We start from the raw sequence: 18,289 nt of genomic DNA, 5'->3' as shown, positions 1-18,289 counted from the left end.
GACCGGAACGGGTTGCGGCACGCGGCGCCATTCCGAATGGGCCGCGGGCATCGGGCAGCCGGCGGTCAGATCGTCGATGCATCGAACCTCCGGTGCTCGAGCGTATTGGCCTCGATGAACGCCCAGTCATAGCTTACGCCCAATCCCGGCCCTTCGGGAACGGGGAAGGTTCCGTCGGATCGCACGGCCGTCAGGGCATCGGAGTAGCCGCAGCTATAGACCGGTGGCGTCATCGGATTTCCGGCTTTCGGGTGAACCAGCCCGAGCTCGTAGAAATTCGTATTGCGGATCGAGGCAACGGCCTGACGATGGGCGGGACCCGCCCCATGGACCTCGACATCCAGGCCGAGCGCCTCCGCCATATGGGCGATCTTCATGGTGCCCGTGATCCCCATGTCGATTTCAGGGTCCGCGCGGACGATGTCGGTTCCGCCGGCCAGCACGAAGTCGGCCTTGGGCTCGACGCCCCGCAGGTGCTCGGTGATCAGCAGGGGGGTCTTGACGAATTCTTTCAGCTTCCTGTTGCCGAATGCCGATGTTCCGCAGTCGGCATAGGGGTCCTCGTACCAAAGGAATTCGGCCTCGTCGCAGGCCTTGCCGACATAGATCGCGTCGGCCAGCGTCATGAACTCCGACGAGGGATCCGACATCAGGGCCATCCTGCCCCCGACGCGTTGCGCCACCGCCGTGATGGTCGCCGCCTCCTCGCGGGGATCGGCGCTGTGCTGGTGGATCTTGTAGCCGCGATAGCCGTATCCGAGGCATTCCTCGGCGAAATCCGCATATTGCTCGGGGCTTCCGAGGCCGCCATTGGGGTCGCCTTGCGTGGTGCTCGCATAGGCGGGCAGGTCGGACCGGTAGCGGCCGAGCATCTTGCTGATGGATGCGTTGCATTCCTTTCCGGCAAGGTCCCAAAGGCAGATATCGATCACGCCATAGCCGATATGATCGAACTTGCGCAGCGTGCGCTTGCAGCGGTCGTAGATCAGCTCGCGCGCGTCGGCGTCCTCGCCGATCAGCAGGGCGGCCAGCGCATGGGTCTGCCGGATCGCCAGCACCGGCGACGCCCAGGTCGACACGTATTCGCCACGGCTGCCGGACTCGGTTTCGATCGAAATGGCGAGCTTTGAAATCTTGCCCGTCTGTCCGGGCTTGTATATCGCCGCGCGATTGTGATCGTATCCGAGATCGTTCACGTCGAATTTGAATTCATAGACATCTATGGCGCGAATCTTGTTCATCAATGTCTCCGGAGTATCTGCCTTGGCCTGCGCCGATCAGGGCGTCAGTTGGCCGCCGTTAATCTCGATGACTTGCCCGGTGATGTATCCGCTCATCACGTCGCTTCCGAGAAACAGGTAAGCTCCGACGCAGTCCTCGGCCCGGCCGAGACGCTTCAGCGGAATCGCGTTCCGAAACGTTTCCAGCGTCTCCGGTGGTGTCGATTTGTGGAAATCCGTGAGGATGACGCCCGGCGCCACGGCGTTGAAGCGCACGCCGCGATCCGAGAACTCCTTGGCGCCCGTCCTGACCAGGCTCTGCACGGCGGCCTTCGCGGCGGCGTAGAGGCTCACGCCCGCCGATCCGCCGTTGCGTGCCGCGATCGAGCCGGTGAGGATCACATTGCCCCTGGACTGCACGAGGTGAGGCATGGCCGCGGCGCAGGTCGCCACGACCGAGCGGAAATTCAGGTTGATGACGTCGTCGAAAAAGGCGTCGGTCGTCTGCTCGAGCGGCGTGCGGGCAACGAGGCCGCCGGCATTGCAGATCAGCACGTCGAGCCGGCCGAAATCCCTCACGACATCTTCAACCAGCGCCGCCGCAGCGCCCTCCCTTACCAGGTCGGCCCGATAGATGCGCGCTTCCGTGCCGTGTTCGCGCGCCTCTTTCGAAAGCTGCTCCGCCCGGGTGGAGCTTGACCGGTAGTGGATGGCGCAACGCGCGCCGGCAGCGGCATAGGCTGATGTAACCGCTGCTCCAATTCCGCTTGCCGCGCCGGTAATCAGGGTTACCTTGCCTCTGAGGTCCTCGAAGGGACGCATCGGATTTTCTCCTAATTGTAGGGCGTATGGCAATCGATACGGGCAGCTGAAGCGATGTGGAAGCTAGACAATCGCCGCCGCCGGCTTGTGTCAAGCCTAATTGTCCAACAAATGAGTTGACATCCCGTTCTCCGGCGGGAATCATTGCCCGTGCTCGAGAGCCATGTAAGCGGATGACGGCATCGTTCTCGGGCCCATGGGAATGTAATGCAAAAGGTCCAGGGTAGCAGGCGCCGATGGCGTCGATCCGGAGGTGCCCAGGTGCGTTTCCGGCTCGCTTATCTGCCCGTGGTCTCGAACGAACGATCGTGCTGCAGGATAAGGGTGTCAGATGAAACGCCGTCGATCAGAGTCATCATCAGTCAGTGTTCTGATTTCCCTGGCGATCCTGATGGTGATTTGGGAGGGGGCGGTTCGGGTGTTTTCGATACCGGCATTCCTGCTGCCGCCGCCGACCTTGATATTCGCGGAGATCGTGAAGAATCACCGCATATTGCTCATCCATGCTCAAGCGACGTTAAGCGTTATTCTGACTGGTTTTCTCTGCTCCGCCGTGATCGGCATTCCCCTGGCCTTCGCTATTTCTTTCTCCGGATTCTTTCGACGCACGGTTTATCCCATGATCGTGTTCTCGCAGCTGATACCGAAGATCGCGCTCGCTCCAATCTTCGTCATCTGGTTCGGATTCGGTTTCCTGCCGAAGGTGCTGATCGCATTCCTCGTTTCGTTCTTCGGCGTGGTGATCCAGTCGATTGTCGGCTTCACATCGCTCCGGCCCGAAGCGGTTCGCGTCGCGCAGTCGATGGGTGCCAACACGTTCGATCTGTTTCGGAAGGTCCGGCTGCCGCATGCTCTTCCGAATATTTTCGCCGGCCTCAAGCTGGCGATCGCCTCTGCTTCGATCGGCGCGATCGTCGGAGAGTTCATCGCTTCGCAGCAGGGTCTCGGCTATCTGGTTCTGATCGCGAACGCCGAGCTGAATACGCCACTATCCTTCGCCGGGATGCTGCTGCTTAGCTTGATGGGTGTTGGATTATATTTCATCGTCGAAACAGCTGAGCGGTTTTTTACCGGATGGCATGTTTCACAAAGACTTGGAAATGCATGATGCGAAGTCCGTCTGTCGGACGAAGCCGCTATAGCTGCCGAAGATTGCGCAAAATCTGTTCTCTAGGCGCCTTCAATTGACCGCCCGCTATGGAAATGTGTGACAGATGCCAGAAACCAATAAACGCTCGTCAGAAATTTCCTTCTCATCGATCCGAAAAGTATATGAAACGGCCGATGGCGAGCTCGTCGCGCTGGACGACGTCTCCTTCGATGTCGGAAAGGGAGAGTTCGTCGCGGTCCTGGGGCCGAGCGGCTGCGGCAAGAGCACCCTGATGCTGCTGGCCGCCGGTCTCGATCCGATCACCGGCGGGACGCTGAAGGTCGGCGGCAAGGTCGTCGATCGGCCGCTGACCGACATCGGGATCGTATTCCAGGATCACGCGCTCTACGACTGGCGAACAATTCTCGACAACATCATGCTGCAGGCCGAGCTGCGTCGCTTGCCGGCCGCGTCCATGCGCGCCCGCGCGCTCGAGCTGCTCGAGCGCACCGGATTGTCCGACTTTGCGACGAAGCTCCCTCATGAGCTTTCGGGGGGAATGCGGCAGCGCGCGTCGATTTGCCGGGCGCTCGTGCACGATCCGTCGTTCCTGTTCTTCGACGAGCCGTTTGGTGCTCTCGATGCGCTGACGCGCGAGCAGATGCGGATCGATCTCGAGAAGCTCTGGCTCGAGCGCAGGCCCACCGTGCTGTTCATCACGCACGGCATCGGCGAGGCGGTCGCCCTGTCCGACCGGATCGTGATCATGACGGCGAGACCGGGAAAGGTCGATACGATCATCAATATCGATCTTCCAAGACCAAGAACAAAGGATGTTCTGCAAAGCGCGGCGTACGATGAGTATGTCGAGATGATAACCGATCGCTTTATATCGAGTGGTGTTCTAAAATACTAAGGGAGGAAATAGATGATCAATCGTCGTATTTTTGTCAGCGGGGCAGGGGCGTTGGCCATGCCGGCGGTCCTGCGCTCGATTACGGCCAACGCCCAGTCGCTCGAACCCGTCACGTTCCGGTTCAACTGGTCCTGGGTCGGCAATTATGCGCCCGTGGTTCTGGGCTTCACGCGAGGTTATTTCAAGGAGCAGGGAATCGACCTCAAGATCGGCCAGGGCAAGGGCTCGGGCGCGACGGTGCGCCAGGTCGGCACCAAGAACGATCAATTCGTCTGGGCCGATACCTCGGCCTTGCTGGTCGGTGCGGCACAGGGCATTCCCGTCACCGGGATCATGGTCATCGCATACAGCAATCTCGGAATTCTGTGGGTCGATGGCAAGACCAGGATCGACAGCCCCAAGGATATCATCGGGAAAAAGATCTCCGCGACACCCGGAGATGGCAACACGCAGATGTGGCCCGCGGTTCTGGCGGCCAACAACATCAAGCCGGATCAGGTCGAGATGGTTTTTCTGGACGGATCGGCCGCGATCGCGGCGCTGCGCGAAGGCCGCGTCGACGTGGCGCTCGGCGGCGTCTCCGATCAGCCGGTCACGCTTCGCAATGCCGGCGTCAATGCCAAATCGATGTCGTTTGCGGATATGGGCGTGAAGACGCTCGGTTCCGGCGTGATGGCGCATCCCGACACTGTCAAGGACAAGCCCGATCTTTGCGCCAGAATGGTCAGGGCCGTGCAAAAATCCTGGGAAGCCGGGCTGAAGGAGCCCCAGGCCGCTGTCGACGCGCTGACGGGATTCGCCGAGACCCCGCTCAACGGAAACATCATCAAGAATGGTCTTGCGGTCTTTCAGGGGCTGCGGACCGGGGAGACCCCGACCGGCTTCATCAACCCCGCTTCGATGGAATCGACGCTCGCTGTGTTGAAGCAGTATGGCGGGGTCAAGACCGATCTTCCGGCGACGGCCTTCTACACGAACCAGTTCGTCAAGAGCTAGCGGGGTGGAGCGTTGACGGATGGCTCTCGGTCGGCGCCGCCGCTGTCATTCCGGGTTCTTCGCTGACGCGAAGCCCCGGAATGACGATCCTATGGCAAGTGTCCACACCGCCTAAGGCATCGGACCGACAAGTGTTTCTCACACTTGTCGGACAAATCCGATGCCGGATCGCCGGGCGTGCGGCGATCCGGCTCAAGCTTCGCGGGCGAGCCGCAGTTCGGCCGATGCCGTGCGTGCGGCGTGAACGGAGTCGACAAGGACGGTGATGAGCTCGAAACCGGCGCGTCGATAGCGCGCCGACATATTGCCTTCGATGCAGTGAATGCCGGATGCGATGTTGTTGTCCGCGCAAACCTTGCGGATCCGTTCAATTCTTGTCGCCATGCTCTTGTGGCAATCGGGATGGCTTGGCGATTCGCCATAGGCCAAAGCGAGATCGCTCGGCCCGATATAGATCCCGTCGACGCCCGGGGTTGCGGCGATCGCCTCGACATTGTCCATGCCGGCGGCCGTTTCGACCTGGACGATGCACGCGACGTTGTTCAGCTCATCGAGCGACGGGCCCTGGCTGTAGCGCGCGCGGATCGGGCCGAACGACCTCGTGCCGGTCGGCGGGTAGCGGCACGCCTCGGCGGCGCGCTGGGCCTCGGCCTGGTTGTTGACCAGCGGCACGACCACCGCGCGGGCGCCGGCGTCGAGCGCCTTCATGATATCGGCGGGATTGTTCGACGGCACCCGCACGAAGGGGATGACGCCCCGCAGCCCGATGGCGCGCACCAGGTCCGGCATCCGATCGGGGCCGATCAGGCCATGCTGGGTATCGACGCAGAGATAGTCGAAGCCCTGATGCGCCAATATCTCCGCCAGGAACGGATCGGGGATGCTGAGCCACGCGCCCATGAGCTGGCCCGTCTTTGCCCATTTGCGTTCTGACATGCCGTTTTTCTCCCGATCCCAGCTCGCGCGGCTGCCGGGCGGTCACGCGCCGCCTTGCCGAGCCGGGCGTGAGGTTAGCAACAAGGTCCTCTAATTGTCCAACAAATAAATTGACGAAGCCGGTTACATCGTCGAATTATTGCGGCAGATGTCGGGCTGTCGCCTGCGATCTGTCAAATTTGCCCAACAGGAGTTGGTTATGCTGCAAAGCTGGCGCTGGTACGGTCCCGAGGATCCGGTCACCCTCAGGCATGTGCGACAAGCCGGGGCGGCGGGCATCGTCACCGCGCTTCACCACATCTATGACGGCCGGGCCTGGTCGCTCGACGATGTCCTCGCCCATAAGGCCCTGGTCGAGAAGGAGGGCCTGACATGGACCGTTTGCGAGAGCATTCCCGTCTCGACCGCGATCAAGATCCGGGACGGGGCCTCCCGCGCCGCGATCGACGCCTGGAAGGCGAGCCTCGTCAGCCTGGGGCGCGCCGGCATTCCGGTCGTCTGCTTCAACTTCATGCCGGTGCTGGATTGGACGCGGACCGACCTGCGCTTTGAAGTGGCCAGCACCGGCCTCGCCCTTCGCTTCGATATGGTCGATTTCGCCGCCTATGACGTTTTCGTCCTGAAGCGTCCGCTGGCGGAGGGGGATTACCCGGCGGATATCCTGCAGGCCGCAAAACGGCGCTTCGCGTCGTTTCGGCCGGGCTTCGCGGAGGAGCTGGAGTTCAACATCATCAGCGGCCTGCCGGGCGGCGAGGGCAAGCACGATCGCGCCGGCCTGCTCGCCGAGATCGGCAAATATGCCGATGTGGACGCGGCGGCGCTGCGCGCCAATCTGATCGCGTTTCTGGCTGAGATTGCGCCTGTCGCGGAAGATGTCGGCGTCAAGCTCTCGATTCACCCGGACGACCCGCCCTTCTCGTTGCTGGGCCTGCCGCGCGTCGTCTCCTGCGCCTCGGATGTGCGTGCGTTGTTCGACGCGGTTCCGAACCCGGCGAACGGCATGGTCATCTGTACCGGCTCCTATGGCGTTCGCGAGGACAACGACATCGTCGCCATGGTCGAGGAGTTCGGCCCCCGGGTTCATTTCGCGCATCTGAGGAATGTCCAGCGCGAGGGTTCCTCCGGCTCGTTCCATGAATCCGATCATCTCGACGGCAGCGTCGACATGATCGCCGTCGTCGACGCTCTCCTGAAGGAGGAGGCGGCCCGAAGGGCGAATGGCCACGCCCTGCCGCAGATCCCGATGCGTCCGGACCACGGTCATCTGCTGATCGACGACCAGCACAAGCCGACGAATCCAGGCTACTCCTGTATCGGACGGTTGCGCGGCCTGGCCGAACTGCGCGGTGTGATGCAAGCGCTGGAATATGCCTCCTGGAATGGATCAAGGCCGCTATGAGCACGTCGCGGAAGCTCAACGTTGCGATCATAGGCTGTGGATGGGTGTCCGACTGGCATCTCCGCGACGGCCTCGCGCATTTGCCGGAGCAGTTCGCGGTTCTCGCCTGCTGCGACCCCGATCCCGGCAAGCGGCAGGATTTCGCCCGCAGATATGGCGTGCCGCGCGCCGTCGGCGAGATCGGCGAGGTTCTCGCCATTGAGGACGTCGATGTCGTCACGATCTGCACGCCGCCATCCAGTCATTATGGCCTGATCGTCCAGGCCCTGGCCGCCGGGAAATCGGTCGTCTGTGAAAAGCCGCTGACGAGCTCGCTCGAACTCGTGGACCGGATCATCGAGGCGCAGGCCCGCTCGCCGGGGCGCGTCATGCCCATCTTCCAGAACCGGTTCGGCAGCGGCGTCGCCAGGGCGCGGCACATCATCCAGTCGGGGCTGGCGGGGCGCCCTTATCTTGCGACCGTCGAAACCGCCAAGCTGCGCGGCAGCGATTACTACGCCGTCCCCTGGCGCGGGAAATTCGCCACCGAGCTGGGCGGCGTCCTGCTCACGCAGGCCATTCACAACCATGACCTCCTGGTCTGGCTGCTGGGACCCGTCGCCGCGGTGAGCGCCTATACGACCACGCTGGTCAACCCGGTCGAGACGGAGGATTGCGCGGCGGCGAGCCTCGTCATGCGGAACGGATCGCTTGCGACCCTGGCCGCGACGCAAGGCTCGGTTCGCGAGCTCGCCCGTTTCAGATTGTGCTTCGAGCACGTCGTCATCGAACGGACCGCCTACGACGCCTCTTCCGCCAGGCCGGGCGACGAGCCCTGGCACTTTATCCCGGCAAACGACAGGATCGGGCGCGAGATCGACGCGCTCGTGGCCGGGATGCCGGCGACGAGCAGCGGCTTCGTCAGGCAGTACGAGCTATTCCACGAAGCCCTGATCAACGGGACCGACCTGCCGGTCACGCTCGAGGATGCGCGCCGTTCCCTGGAGCTGATCACCGCCCTGTATGATTCCGCCGAGCATGGTCGCCCGGTGACGCTGCCCATCGACGGGGCGCATCCGCGCTATGGCGGCTGGTTGCCGTCTTCCGCGGCGGCGGATCACCGCATCTGCCGGTAGACCCAGACCCGGGCCGGCGGGATGTTGCGCAGCACCCAGTCCGATACGAAGGCCTTGAGCCCCGAGCCCTTGCGCGGAATCGGCGAGATCACCGAATAGGTGAACTGGATGAAGGGCGCGCCGTCGATCAGGAGCGGGAACGCCGCCCGCGCCAGCGCCGCGCGGGTGGCGGGCGGGCGGTTGAACAGCGGCAGGCTCGAGACCAGCGCGATCGCCTTCTCGTCGAGATGGCCCGCCAGCGTCACCGGCAGCGCATAGGCATCGCCCTGCACCACCCTCGCCCGGGGAAAGCGCTTGCGCAGCAATTCGCAGAATTCGGGGCTGTATTCGACCAGGATGAGCCGGCTTTCGTCGATGCCGCGCTCGATCAGCGCTTCGGTGACGGGGCCGGTGCCGGGGCCGATCTCGATCACCGGGCCGGCTTGCGCGGGATCGACGAACGAGGCCATCCGCCGCGCCAGCGCCGGGCCGGACGGCGTGACCGAGCCGGTCCGGCGCGGATCGTCGATCCAGGATTTGATGAAGCGCGCCTCGTCGCCGAGCTTCGCCTTGGCTTCGCTGACCCGGCTCTTGAATTTCTCCGCCGTGCTGCGGACCTCGTCCTCGACCTTGTAGCGGGCGGCCGCCACCTTCAGCTTCGCCTCGGCCACGCGGTCGACGAGATCGGCGGCGGTGACGCGCACCTCGCCCTCGATCCGCGTCGCGACGCGGGATTGCCCGAGACGGCTCGCCAGCGAGGGGGCGCGCGGTGGGCGATGACGAACCGTCGAAGACATAAAACCCCTTGAACGCCACGCGGACGGCGCATCTGGCGCGAATCCACGTTACTCGCGCGCCATATGGGGTCAAGAGCGTGTCCGCGCCAAGCCCCTATCCGCAGCGGTCCGGGAACCGAAGCGACGATCGCGGCGTTTTTCATCCGAAAGCCGGCCGAATTCAGCCGGTGAGCCCCGGGAGACATTCATGCCGAAGTCCAGCCTTGCGCCGGCCCTGCGCGCCATCGTCTTCTTCGGCCTGATGGGCGCTGCCGTATCGTGCCTGACGCTCGGAGCCGGGCTTCAGATGCCGACCGATACAAGCTCGACGAGCGTCGCCCTCGCCAGGGGCGAGCCCACCGTCGCGCCGCAGCCGGTGGGCGAAAGCCCGCCGGGTCGCAAGCATGCCGGCTGACCCGGCCCTGATTCAAGCGTGGTCGATGCGCCAGCGGCCGAGGACCCGGCCGTGAGGCTGCTGCGTCTGCACGGCCTCGATCTGGGCCAATAGCCCGACGAAAAGCCGCGGCGGCTCGCTGTGCCGGATCTCGCGGTCGACCTCGAGGCTGACCTCGATCGCGCCGTCGGCGACATCCACGACCTCCAGCACGATCCGCACGCCGGGCGTTCCCCTGAGCGCGCGTGAGGCGACGTCCGCCACCAGGAAGCCGAGCGGAATGATCCGGTCGACCGAAAGCGTCGCGGCCGTCTCGATCCGGCTCGTCACGCGCTGGTCGCGGCTGCGGATGAGGTTGGAAATCATCGTGACGACGTCGTCGAGGAACAGGTCGACGCGCACCGGCTGCATCTCGCCGTCGGCGAGCGTGAAGCGATAGGCCGCCGACAGCACATGCACCCGGCATTCGGCGTCGGCGAGCGCGAGCCTCGCCTCGTCGCGATGATCGCGCTTGCTCAGGCCGATATAGCTCTGCACCACCTGCAGGCTGTTCTTGACCCGGTGGTGCAGTTCGCGGACGAGGAAGCGGTTGTCGTCGAGCGCGGTCTGGAGTCGGCGTTGCCGGACCTCCTGCTCCTCGACCATGGCGTTGAACGCTTCCGCGACGCTGCGGATGTCGCTGGGCATGCCCTCCGCCACCGAGGCGCGAGCCCGGTTGGCCGCGGTTCTCGTCCGCGCCGCCGTCTCGATGCCGCGCAGCCAGCGCAGGCAGTGCTTGTCGATCGCCCGGAGCCAGACGAGGCATAGAAGGGCGAGCGTCAGCAGCGGCGCGAGGAACAGCACGACGAATTGCAGCCTGGCCGCCCGGGCCGGCCGATCGTCGAAGCTCGCGACGATGTAGAAGTCCGGCCCGGCGACGGTGCGGGCGGCGTAGACGCTCTCGTCCCCGGCGCGGCTCGGCGCGGTCCAGCGCGCGTGGACCTGCGGGATGCGAGGCGCCCGCGGCAGCCATGTGACGTTGCCCTCGTTGCCGCGGCTGGCGATGACGGCGGCGTCCCGCCCCACCAGCGCGACGTTCAGGACCTGGCCGTCGTCGCCGAGATCGAAGACGTTCTCGAGCAGTTGCGGCGCGGTGAGCAGCAGCGCCTGCCTGAGGCTGCCGCGCGCCGAAGGCGGCGGCGAGACCAGCACGGTGAGATAGCGCTGGGCGCCCAGCGTCACCTGATCGTAATGCATCGTGCCGAGATCGGCCCCGTTCCAGGTCGGGACCGCGAGCCGGGTGGAAAGCTGTCCGGCGACGGCGGCGAGCATCTCGGCGGTGACGCCGGCATCGAGCGATCCGGCGCAGATGCGCCCCTCGGCATCGCGCAGCAGGAAGGCGCGGAAACCGTCGGACCGCTCCATCGCCTGGAGGCCGGCATCCGTGCAGTCTGCCCCGTCGAGCCCGCGCTCGCTCGCCATGGCGCCGAAGGTGAGGAGCGCGCGCGCGGCGCCCCGGTACCAGACGCGGGTGCGCACCGCGAAATCATCGACCGCCCTGACCTGCGCCGCCGCGATCGCGGCGGTCGCCGCCCGATAGGTCGCATAGGCCGCGAAGGCCGAAGCGCAGGCGATCGGCACGACGATCGCGACCAGCAGAGCCAACAGCCTTGCCCTGACGGTGCTGAAGCGCTGCAAGGGCATCAGGAGCCAACGGGTTCGGAACCGGCTCTCTGCATCGCGGCCGCGTTGGTGCGGCCCGGCCCGAGATCGTCGACGCTGCCGATGGACAGAAGCTCGGCCAGTTTCGTGCGGGCGCGGTTGACCCGGCTCTTGATCGTGCCGATCGCCACGCCGCAGATATCCGCAGCCTCCTCGTAGGACAAACCCGTGGCGCCGACCATGATCAGGACCTCGCGCTGCTCCTCCGGCAGCTTCGCCAGAGCCTTGCGGAAATCGGCGAGATCGAGATGGCTTTCCTGGTTGCCATGGGTCGCCATGCGCTCGGCATAGGTCCCCTCGCTGTCCTGCACCTCGCGGCCGCGCTTGCGGTAGAGCGAGTAATAGGTGTTGCGCAGGATGGTGAAGAGCCAGGCGCGCAGGCTGGTGCCGGGCTCGAACTTGTCGGAATTGCCCCAGGCTTTCAGGAGCGTGTCCTGGACCAGGTCGTCGGCGAGCTGCATCGAGCCCGAGAGCGAGGCGGCGAAGGCCCGCAGATTGGGAATCTCGCGGATCAGCCCGTCCTTGAACGCCTCTGTCCTGCGTTCCTGCGCCAGCTGTCCGGTTGGGTCGGCGGGAGCGGTCTTACTGACACTCATCGCGCGACACTCCAGATGCTCTGAGCTCGGTCGCCTCGAGCTGCGCCAGCAGAACCAGGAACTTGTCCGGCACGGGCGCATTCGCGATGTCGTCGTAATGGGCCTTGAGCGAGCGGCCGATGGATTCCTGCACCTTGGGATCGAGAACCGGTTCGTCGTCGGGCTCGTCCGGTTCGCTCATCGCTGCATCCAGCCTGTTCATCTCAGCCCTCGCACCCGCCGGGCCTGCTTTTCCAGCCGATCCCGCACCGTCACGTCCTGCTCGTCGTCCTGGCCTGTGGTGCCGTAAGCCACATCGCGATGGCGACACCAATACGCCTCAATAACGGCAATTGCGCTGAAAGGTTCCCGGCTGCCGAAAAAATAAATTTCTTGTCTCGCGCGGAGCCTAAGCCATTATCATCGCGTAGTAAAAGGGACGCGTTCATGACGATTGCGAAGGAAATTGCGCCTCATCTGCCCTATCTGCGCCGCTTCGCGCGCGCGCTCTGCGGCAGCCAGCCCAGCGGTGACGCTTATGTCGTCGCCATGCTGGAAGCCCTCGTCGCGGACCCTTCCGGATTCCCGCGCGACCTCGATCCCCGCATCGGCCTTTACAGGACCTTCCTGAAGCTGTGGTCCTCTGCCAGCGTCGAGCCGCCCGCCCCGGTGATGGAGCTTGCGCGCGCGCCGGCTGAGCGCAATCTCGGCGCGCTGACCCCGCGCCCGCGCCAGGCGTTCCTGCTCAGGGCGGTGGAAGGCTTCGCGATCGACGACGTCGCCAGGGTCATGGACATCCCGGCGGCGGATGCCGCGGCGCTGATCCAGGTCGCCGGGCAGGAGATCGCGGAGCAGGTCGCGACCGAGGTGCTGATCATCGAGGACGAGCCGATCATCGCGCTCGACATCGAGACGATGGTGGAGGAGCTTGGCCACAGCGTCACCGGCATCGCCCGCACCCAACGCGAGGCGCTCGCCCTCGTCGCCCAGAAGCGGCCGGGCCTCGTGCTCGCCGATATCCAGCTCGCCGATGGCAGCTCCGGGCTCGACGCCGTCAACGAGATCCTGTCGTCGATCGACGTGCCGGTGATCTTCATCACCGCCTATCCGGAGCGGCTTCTCACCGGCGACCGGCCGGAGCCGGCCTTCCTGATCACCAAGCCCTTCCAGCCCGAGGCGGTGAAGGCTGCGATCAGCCAGGCGCTGTTCTTCGACCGCCGCGCCGGACGCAAGGCGGCCTGACGCGGACCCGTCCCGCGCGGCCTGCGTGGCTTTTTCGCTGGCGTCCGCAAGCGGCAGCGGGAATGATGTCGTGGGTATGACGGTTTCGTTTGCAGTTGAGGAGGGCGTGGACCATGGCGACGACCTGCTTCTCGGCCGCGATAGCGGCGCTATCGATCGCGACGGCGCTTTTTTCCGGGATCGTGCCACCGGGGGCGCCGAGCGCGGAGATCCTGTCCCTCGTGCTCGCCGGCCTGACCGGCATCACGATCGCGGGCGCCTCGGCGCTGGACAGCTAGAATTCAAAAGCACGGAGCTCGTCCCGGCCAAGGCGGATCCTCAGGCTCCGGAACGGCGGCGGCGCGACGATTGTTGGGGGTTTCCCGCGGGGCCGACTCGCGGGGCTCGCCCTTCCCATGCCAGGATGAGATATCGATGCCGCGAAGCCGGGGTGTTCGTGCCGCAAGCCCACCAGGAGCATTCGCGATGAGCCGCAAGGCGTCCCGGTTCTGCCTAGCCGTCCTTGCCCTCGCCGGCCTCATCGGAATGCACGAGCCCGCCGCGGCGCAGGCCGCCGGCCCGCCGGCTGGGCGCCTGTCATGCACGGTGGGCACGGGCTTCGCCGCGATCACCCGCGCGCAGCGCCCGACCGAGTGCCGCTTCCGGCCGCGCCGCGGCCCGCTGCAGCACTATACCGGGGTCGTCCGCGGCTTCAGCCTCGATCTCGGCGCCGTCCGGACCGCAAGCATGGTCTGGCGCGTCTACGGCCCCTATGCGCGCGCGCCCCTGGGTGCGCTGAGCGGCCAGTACAGGAGCGGCAACGCCAACGCCCCCTCGACCGCCGGCAACGCGCTCTCCGGCGTCCGGGGCAACAAGGTGACCCTGCTGCCGCTGCCGCTCCAGGGCAGCGGCAACATCAACGTCGCCTTCGGCGTCACCGCCCTCGATCTCGACCTCGTTCCGCCCGGGCGCCGGCGCTGAAGCGCGCGAGGGCGCCAAGATTACCATTTGCTAACCTCGACCGGACAAGATCGATTCAAATCCCGCGCTTTCGGGCAGCCGGCGGCGCCGGTACAGGAACATCGCCGATCCTGTCACGTTGAGATCGCGTGACAGGTCGCAGTGAGTGAGAAAGCCGGTCGATGGTCGACATCCGCGTACTCATCGTCGAGGACGATCCCTTCATTGCGATGGACATCGAGACGGCGGTCGCCGATGAGCTCGGCGACGGTGTCGAACTGATCGTCGTCGAATCCGTGGCGGAGGCGCGGCGGATGACCGGGCAGCGGCTCGACTGCGCCCTGCTCGACATCAATGTGGTCGATGGCGAGACCTTCGAGGTGGCGCGCGTCCTTCAGGACACCGGCACGCCTTTCGCCTTCGTTTCCGGTTCGGCTCCGCATGACGTGCCGGCCCCGCTGCGTGGGGCCCGCTTCCTGCGCAAGCCCTTCTCGACGCGCGAGGTGGCCGCCTTCGTCACGAGCGCGGTCGGCCTCGCCGCGCCCAAGGCGGCGCCGGGCTGAGCTGTCAGAGCCGCTTCCGGTCCGTTTGAGGCGATCTGCGCTTCCGTTAGCTCGAGATTGCCCTAATCCTGCGCGGCAGGGCTCGTCCGTTTCGGAAACACGATCGTCACCCGCGTGCCGGGGCGATCGCTCCGTTGCGGATCGAGCGGCCCGGAGGACATCGTCGCCCGCATGCTGCGCAGCAGGCTCGCGATCACGGTCTGGCCGAGGCCCTGGCTCGCGGCTTCCGCCGGCATGCCGACGCCGTCATCCTCGATCGACAGGGAGAGCGCCGGCTCCCCCTGGTTTCCGGTCCGCGCGAAGCGGATGACGATCCGTCCCGGGATGCCGTCGGGGAAGGCGTGCTTGATCGCGTTGGTCACCAGCTCGTTGACGATGACGACGAAGGACACCGCATCGCGGCCCGGCAGGCGGATCGATTCCATCTCGAGCTCGATCCGGATCGGCCGGCCCTCCGCCGCCTTGCCGATCTCGGCGAGCAGATCCTCCATATAGGGGCGGGCATCGATCTCGTCGGTCTCTATGTCCAGGCGCAGCCGCCGCTGCCCGGCCGCGATCGCCTGGATGCGCGCCTGCGCCTGCGCCAGCGCAGCCTTCACCGCCGGCTCCCGTGTCTGCCGGCTCTGGACGTTGAGCAGGGCCGAGACCATGGCGAGGTTGTTGCCGACGCGGTGGTTGACGTCGCGCAGCAGCGCCTCGATGCGCAGGCGCTCGCTTTCGAGCTGCCGGGTGCGCTCGCCGACGATCCGCTCGAGCTCCGCGTTGCTGATCGCGAGCGCGGCGCTGCGGCGCTGGCGGCTGCGCAATTGCAGCCAGGCGGCGAAGGCGAGCCCGGCAAGGGCGATGACGACGCCGGAGCTGCCCCACAGGCGCCGCCGCTCCTCCCGGCGGTAGAGCGACATCAGGCGGATGTTCTCGCCCTGCTGGATCGCCTGGACCGTGTCGCGCAGCCGGTCCATCGCGGCGACGCCGGCCTCGCCGCGGATCAGCGCCAGCGCCTCCTGGCGCCGTCCCGCCTGTTCGAGCGTGATCGTCCGGTCGAGCTCGGCGAGTTTGGCGGCCATGTCCGTGCGCAAGGATACGATCCGCTCCTTCTGGATGGGATCGGCATCGACCAGTGCCGCCAGGATGTCGAGCTCCGGCCCGGCCGCAGCCCGGCCTTCCGTGAACGGTTCGAGATAATCCGCCTCGCCGGTGAGCAGATAGCCGCGCTGGCCGGTCTCGGCATCGCGCATCCGGCCGAGGAAGCGCTCGGCGCGCTCGCGGATCTCGATCGCATGGGAGACGCGGTCGGCCGTCTGCCGCGCCTGCCGGTTGACCCAGGCGGCCAGAAGGATGGCGACCGCGACCACGCCGATCGCGACGATCGTCGTCGTCGCGGAGCGGAAGCGCTGGCCGACGACGGGAAGGGCCGGGATCTGAAAGCGGCTGCGGGGCCTCACCTGAGCAGACATGTCGCTCGTATCAAGGGATGCATCGCGACATCCGTAGAGCATCGGACCGGAAAGTGAAATTCACTTTGATGTCTCGCCCGTGGGTGTGGCCTGGCAAGGCCTCAGCTTTCCGCGTCGTCGCGCTCGCCGCCGGCGACGATCTGGCGGCCGAGAATCGCGCCGAGCACGACGATGCCACCGGCCGCCGCCATGCGCCAGCTCAGCCGCGAGCCGATCAGCTTCGCCGCCAGCGGCGCCGCCGCGAGCGCGGCCGTCGCCGCCGGGCGCGGTGGCCTGCGCCGGCCCTTGACGATGAGCGCGGTGGCGAAGGCCAGCACGGAGGCGCCGAGCAGGCCGCCGGCGATCCACAGGCTGGCGGCGACGGCGCCGTGGCGAAGCTCCAGCACGGTATGGAGCGCGCTGAGCGCATAGCCGCCGGCGCAGAGCAGGAGCAGCGCGGCGAGGCCGAACAGGCCGTAGACGGTGACATTGCGCTTCACCACCCCGGACACCTCCGAGGAAATGAAGGACCCGAGCCCCCCGAGCATGGTCAGCGCGCCGTGAGAAAGCCGACGAACAGGCCGATCGCCGCCGCCAGCCCGAGCGCGCGCAGCGGCCGTTCGCGGATCTCGGCCTCGATCAGCTGCTGGAGCTCGCTCGCCTGTTCCTTGGCGACGTCGACCATGCGGTCGGTATCGACGCCGACGGCGCGAAGCCGCTCGCTGACATTGGCGGCGATATCCTCGGCGCTGCGCGTCAGCGTGTCCTCGAGCGCGCTCGCCTGGCGCTTGGCGCGGGCTCCGGCCTGGCGCACCCCTGCGGCCACATCCTCGGCGCCGGCTTCGGCTTCGGCCTTCGCGGCCCTGGCGGCGGCCGCTGCCTGACGTTTCGCGGATGTCGTGTTGGCCATGGCGGTGTCGTCCTGTCCTGAAGAGGTTTCGATGGTGGCGGGGAGAAGCGGCGGGCGCAAGGGCGCCTTTCCCGGCAACGCGCCTGCCGCTTATCTGTTCCGGCTCAGGCGGCGGGGCTGGCGCTGGCCTCCTCGGCCTCCTCCCTGGCCTTCTGGCGGCGATAGCGCGCGAATTCCTCCTGCGCCACCATGGCGACGATCAGGATCGGCGTCGAGAGCACTGCGCCCACCGGCCCCCACAGCCAGAGCCAGAAGATGAAGGCGATGAAGACGAGGAAGGGCGAGATCGTCAGCCGGTTGCCGACGAAGACGGGCGTGACCGCGTTGCCCTCGATCAGATGCAGGACGTAATAGGCCGCCGCCGGCCACAGCGCCGCGGGCAGGGAGGGGGCGTCGATCAGCGCGCCCGCGAAGAGCAGGACCGCGACGATGATCGGGCCGATGAAGGCGAGATAGTTGAGCAGGAAGGCGAGCGCGCCCCAGAACACCGGGAAGGGCAGGCCGGCGAGCCAGGCGATCGCCATGGCCAGCGCGCCCATGCCGAGATTGATCACCGTCACCAGGCCGAAATAGCGCGCGACCCGTGCCTCGATCTCCTCGAAGAAGGAGCCGGCTGAACGGCGCGCCCCGCGGCCGAGGCACAGCCTCAGCACCCGCGCCTTGAGGTGGCGGCGCGTCGCCAGCCAGAAATAGATCGTCGCGACGAAGACGAGCAGGCCGCCCGCCGCCGCCGACGAGGTCAGCGCGATGTCGAACAGCGGATTGCCCTGCGAGACGTTGAGCGCGGCGCTCTTGCCGGTGATCGAGGCGAGGCCGCGCTTGAACTCGTCCATCAGGGCGAAGACGCCGGAAAGCTTGCTCTGCAGCGCCGCCATCATGGCCGGCGCCTGGTCGCTCCAGCCGGCGACCGGCACGGCGAGGATGGCGACCGCACCTGCGATGAGGCCGATGAACATGAGCACGACGAGCGCCGCCGCCGCATGTTGCGGCACGCCCTGGCGCACCAGCCAGTCGACGAAGGGGCCGAGCACGAGCCCGAAGATGACGCCCGCCACCACCGGCATGGCGACGACCTTGGTCAAGGCGAGCGACGCCGTCGCCAGGATGACGAAGATGCCGACGATGGCGTAGCGGAGGATGAGGTCGTGCTCATAGGGCGTGACCTCTTCGGTGTCTTCCACCGGCTCCGGCTCCGGCTCCGCCCTGTAGCGCGGAAACGGCCGCCAGGCCGACGAATCGAGCATGTTCATGGGTCCAGGCGTCCCGCAGCGCCCCGTCGGGCG

21 protein-coding genes are annotated in these 18,289 nt (G+C 66.2%); 10 read left to right on the top strand and 11 right to left on the bottom strand.

Translation table 11 applies throughout. The features are described from left to right. Positions 1 to 65: 65 nt before the first annotated feature. Positions 66 to 1,241, bottom strand: a complete 1,176-nt coding sequence (locus tag M9917_RS04930) for an enolase C-terminal domain-like protein (protein WP_297251403.1) — start codon at positions 1,239 to 1,241, stop codon at positions 66 to 68. 36 nt (positions 1,242 to 1,277) lie between these two features. After that, positions 1,278 to 2,042, bottom strand: coding sequence for an SDR family NAD(P)-dependent oxidoreductase (locus M9917_RS04925; protein WP_297251401.1), 765 nt, complete (start codon positions 2,040 to 2,042; stop codon positions 1,278 to 1,280). 331 nt (positions 2,043 to 2,373) lie between these two features. Between M9917_RS04925 and M9917_RS04920 the strand changes: the two genes are divergently transcribed. From M9917_RS04920 to M9917_RS04910, 3 genes are all read left to right on the top strand, one after another. Continuing rightward, a complete protein-coding gene (locus tag M9917_RS04920; RefSeq protein ID WP_297251400.1) occupies positions 2,374 to 3,150 on the top strand; it encodes an ABC transporter permease in 777 nt (258 codons plus the stop codon). A gap of 106 nt (positions 3,151 to 3,256) precedes the next feature. Then, on the top strand, positions 3,257 to 4,048 hold the full coding sequence (locus M9917_RS04915) for an ABC transporter ATP-binding protein (RefSeq protein ID WP_297251398.1): 792 nt from the start codon (positions 3,257 to 3,259) through the stop codon (positions 4,046 to 4,048). A 12-nt stretch (positions 4,049 to 4,060) separates the two neighbouring features. Then, positions 4,061 to 5,044, top strand: coding sequence for an ABC transporter substrate-binding protein (locus M9917_RS04910; RefSeq protein ID WP_297251396.1), 984 nt, complete (start codon positions 4,061 to 4,063; stop codon positions 5,042 to 5,044). A 192-nt stretch (positions 5,045 to 5,236) separates the two neighbouring features. Here M9917_RS04910 and M9917_RS04905 read toward each other — a convergent pair whose 3' ends face one another. Further along, positions 5,237 to 5,944 carry an HpcH/HpaI aldolase family protein gene (locus tag M9917_RS04905; protein ID WP_297254707.1) on the bottom strand — a complete coding sequence of 236 codons (708 nt, stop codon included), beginning with the start codon at positions 5,942 to 5,944 and terminating at the stop codon, positions 5,237 to 5,239. Positions 5,945 to 6,179: 235 nt separating this feature from the next. On the opposite strand from M9917_RS04905, the gene uxuA reads away from it, so the two are divergent. After that, positions 6,180 to 7,379 carry a mannonate dehydratase gene (gene uxuA, locus M9917_RS04900; protein WP_297251394.1) on the top strand — a complete coding sequence of 400 codons (1,200 nt, stop codon included), beginning with the start codon at positions 6,180 to 6,182 and terminating at the stop codon, positions 7,377 to 7,379. Beyond that, positions 7,376 to 8,494 carry a Gfo/Idh/MocA family protein gene (locus M9917_RS04895; protein ID WP_297251392.1) on the top strand — a complete coding sequence of 373 codons (1,119 nt, stop codon included), beginning with the start codon at positions 7,376 to 7,378 and terminating at the stop codon, positions 8,492 to 8,494. Before uxuA ends, M9917_RS04895 begins: the two co-directional genes overlap by 4 nt. On the opposite strand, the gene M9917_RS04890 is transcribed toward M9917_RS04895, so the two are convergent. Then, on the bottom strand, positions 8,476 to 9,270 hold the full coding sequence (locus tag M9917_RS04890; RefSeq protein ID WP_297251390.1) for a class I SAM-dependent methyltransferase: 795 nt from the start codon (positions 9,268 to 9,270) through the stop codon (positions 8,476 to 8,478). The genes M9917_RS04895 and M9917_RS04890 overlap by 19 nt on opposite strands. A gap of 187 nt (positions 9,271 to 9,457) precedes the next feature. Here M9917_RS04890 and M9917_RS04885 point away from each other — a divergent pair, with 187 nt between their 5' ends. Further along, positions 9,458 to 9,664, top strand: coding sequence for a hypothetical protein (locus tag M9917_RS04885; protein WP_297251389.1), 207 nt, complete (start codon positions 9,458 to 9,460; stop codon positions 9,662 to 9,664). 12 nt (positions 9,665 to 9,676) lie between these two features. Here M9917_RS04885 and M9917_RS04880 read toward each other — a convergent pair whose 3' ends face one another. From M9917_RS04880 to M9917_RS04870, 3 genes are read right to left on the bottom strand one after another with little or no spacing between them, the layout of a single operon-like run. Next, the gene (locus M9917_RS04880) at positions 9,677 to 11,287 is read right to left on the bottom strand and encodes a sensor histidine kinase (RefSeq protein WP_297251387.1); all 1,611 of its coding nucleotides are present in this window, start codon (positions 11,285 to 11,287) and stop codon (positions 9,677 to 9,679) included. Between the two features lie 38 nt (positions 11,288 to 11,325). Next, positions 11,326 to 11,940 (bottom strand): sigma-70 family RNA polymerase sigma factor, encoded by a 615-nt coding sequence (locus tag M9917_RS04875; protein WP_297251385.1) that lies wholly within the window; start codon positions 11,938 to 11,940, stop codon positions 11,326 to 11,328. Further along, positions 11,927 to 12,121: a NepR family anti-sigma factor gene (locus tag M9917_RS04870; protein WP_297251383.1), complete on the bottom strand. Its 195-nt coding sequence runs from the start codon at positions 12,119 to 12,121 to the stop codon at positions 11,927 to 11,929. Before M9917_RS04870 ends, M9917_RS04875 begins: the two co-directional genes overlap by 14 nt. A 245-nt stretch (positions 12,122 to 12,366) precedes the next feature. Here M9917_RS04870 and M9917_RS04865 point away from each other — a divergent pair, with 245 nt between their 5' ends. The 4 genes from M9917_RS04865 (at position 12,367) to M9917_RS04850 (ending at position 14,663) form a co-directional block, all read left to right on the top strand. Then, positions 12,367 to 13,161, top strand: coding sequence for a response regulator (locus M9917_RS04865; RefSeq protein WP_297251380.1), 795 nt, complete (start codon positions 12,367 to 12,369; stop codon positions 13,159 to 13,161). A 113-nt stretch (positions 13,162 to 13,274) separates the two neighbouring features. Further along, positions 13,275 to 13,439: a hypothetical protein gene (locus M9917_RS04860; RefSeq protein WP_297251378.1), complete on the top strand. Its 165-nt coding sequence runs from the start codon at positions 13,275 to 13,277 to the stop codon at positions 13,437 to 13,439. A 187-nt stretch (positions 13,440 to 13,626) separates the two neighbouring features. Next, positions 13,627 to 14,121, top strand: coding sequence for a DUF992 domain-containing protein (locus M9917_RS04855; protein WP_297251376.1), 495 nt, complete (start codon positions 13,627 to 13,629; stop codon positions 14,119 to 14,121). Between the two features lie 161 nt (positions 14,122 to 14,282). Beyond that, complete coding sequence (locus M9917_RS04850) at positions 14,283 to 14,663, top strand: response regulator (protein ID WP_297251373.1); 381 nt, start codon at positions 14,283 to 14,285, stop codon at positions 14,661 to 14,663. A 62-nt stretch (positions 14,664 to 14,725) separates the two neighbouring features. On the opposite strand, the gene M9917_RS04845 is transcribed toward M9917_RS04850, so the two are convergent. The 4 genes from M9917_RS04845 to M9917_RS04830 all read right to left on the bottom strand — a co-directional run bounded on the left by M9917_RS04845 (position 14,726) and on the right by M9917_RS04830 (position 18,256). Continuing rightward, positions 14,726 to 16,117: a sensor histidine kinase gene (locus tag M9917_RS04845; RefSeq protein WP_297251371.1), complete on the bottom strand. Its 1,392-nt coding sequence runs from the start codon at positions 16,115 to 16,117 to the stop codon at positions 14,726 to 14,728. Between the two features lie 101 nt (positions 16,118 to 16,218). Then, entirely contained in the window at positions 16,219 to 16,599 is a 381-nt protein-coding gene (locus M9917_RS04840; protein WP_297251369.1) for a hypothetical protein, read from the bottom strand. Between the two features lie 47 nt (positions 16,600 to 16,646). After that, complete coding sequence (locus M9917_RS04835; protein WP_297251367.1) at positions 16,647 to 17,006, bottom strand: hypothetical protein; 360 nt, start codon at positions 17,004 to 17,006, stop codon at positions 16,647 to 16,649. Between the two features lie 104 nt (positions 17,007 to 17,110). Beyond that, entirely contained in the window at positions 17,111 to 18,256 is a 1,146-nt protein-coding gene (locus M9917_RS04830; protein ID WP_297251366.1) for an AI-2E family transporter, read from the bottom strand. Positions 18,257 to 18,289 lie beyond the last annotated feature (33 nt).

It is taken from the genome of Bosea sp. (in: a-proteobacteria), from assembly GCF_023953965.1.
In the GTDB taxonomy this organism is placed as follows: Bacteria; Pseudomonadota; Alphaproteobacteria; order Rhizobiales; family Beijerinckiaceae; genus Allobosea.
The sequence above is the reverse complement of the archived record's forward strand: the minus strand, read 5'-3'. Positions and strand labels throughout refer to the sequence as shown.

Excerpts from the sequence above, each read along its gene's own strand:
- uxuA (WP_297251394.1), top strand. The coding sequence starts at position 6,180 with ATGCTGCAAAGCTGGCGCTGGTACGGTCCCGAGGATCCGGTCACCCTC.
- M9917_RS04830 (WP_297251366.1), bottom strand. The coding sequence starts at position 18,256 with ATGAACATGCTCGATTCGTCGGCCTGGCGGCCGTTTCCGCGCTACAGG.
- M9917_RS04925 (WP_297251401.1), bottom strand. The coding sequence starts at position 2,042 with ATGCGTCCCTTCGAGGACCTCAGAGGCAAGGTAACCCTGATTACCGGC.
- M9917_RS04865 (WP_297251380.1), top strand. The coding sequence starts at position 12,367 with ATGACGATTGCGAAGGAAATTGCGCCTCATCTGCCCTATCTGCGCCGC.
- M9917_RS04910 (WP_297251396.1), top strand. The coding sequence starts at position 4,061 with ATGATCAATCGTCGTATTTTTGTCAGCGGGGCAGGGGCGTTGGCCATG.
- M9917_RS04890 (WP_297251390.1), bottom strand. The coding sequence starts at position 9,270 with ATGTCTTCGACGGTTCGTCATCGCCCACCGCGCGCCCCCTCGCTGGCG.
- M9917_RS04905 (WP_297254707.1), bottom strand. The coding sequence starts at position 5,944 with ATGGGCGCGTGGCTCAGCATCCCCGATCCGTTCCTGGCGGAGATATTG.
- M9917_RS04930 (WP_297251403.1), bottom strand. The coding sequence starts at position 1,241 with ATGAACAAGATTCGCGCCATAGATGTCTATGAATTCAAATTCGACGTG.
- M9917_RS04895 (WP_297251392.1), top strand. The coding sequence starts at position 7,376 with ATGAGCACGTCGCGGAAGCTCAACGTTGCGATCATAGGCTGTGGATGG.
- M9917_RS04885 (WP_297251389.1), top strand. The coding sequence starts at position 9,458 with ATGCCGAAGTCCAGCCTTGCGCCGGCCCTGCGCGCCATCGTCTTCTTC.
- M9917_RS04835 (WP_297251367.1), bottom strand. The coding sequence starts at position 17,006 with ATGGCCAACACGACATCCGCGAAACGTCAGGCAGCGGCCGCCGCCAGG.
- M9917_RS04860 (WP_297251378.1), top strand. The coding sequence starts at position 13,275 with ATGGCGACGACCTGCTTCTCGGCCGCGATAGCGGCGCTATCGATCGCG.
- M9917_RS04875 (WP_297251385.1), bottom strand. The coding sequence starts at position 11,940 with ATGAGTGTCAGTAAGACCGCTCCCGCCGACCCAACCGGACAGCTGGCG.
- M9917_RS04850 (WP_297251373.1), top strand. The coding sequence starts at position 14,283 with ATGGTCGACATCCGCGTACTCATCGTCGAGGACGATCCCTTCATTGCG.
- M9917_RS04870 (WP_297251383.1), bottom strand. The coding sequence starts at position 12,121 with ATGAGCGAACCGGACGAGCCCGACGACGAACCGGTTCTCGATCCCAAG.
- M9917_RS04920 (WP_297251400.1), top strand. The coding sequence starts at position 2,374 with ATGAAACGCCGTCGATCAGAGTCATCATCAGTCAGTGTTCTGATTTCC.
- M9917_RS04845 (WP_297251371.1), bottom strand. The coding sequence starts at position 16,117 with ATGTCTGCTCAGGTGAGGCCCCGCAGCCGCTTTCAGATCCCGGCCCTT.
- M9917_RS04855 (WP_297251376.1), top strand. The coding sequence starts at position 13,627 with ATGAGCCGCAAGGCGTCCCGGTTCTGCCTAGCCGTCCTTGCCCTCGCC.
- M9917_RS04915 (WP_297251398.1), top strand. The coding sequence starts at position 3,257 with ATGCCAGAAACCAATAAACGCTCGTCAGAAATTTCCTTCTCATCGATC.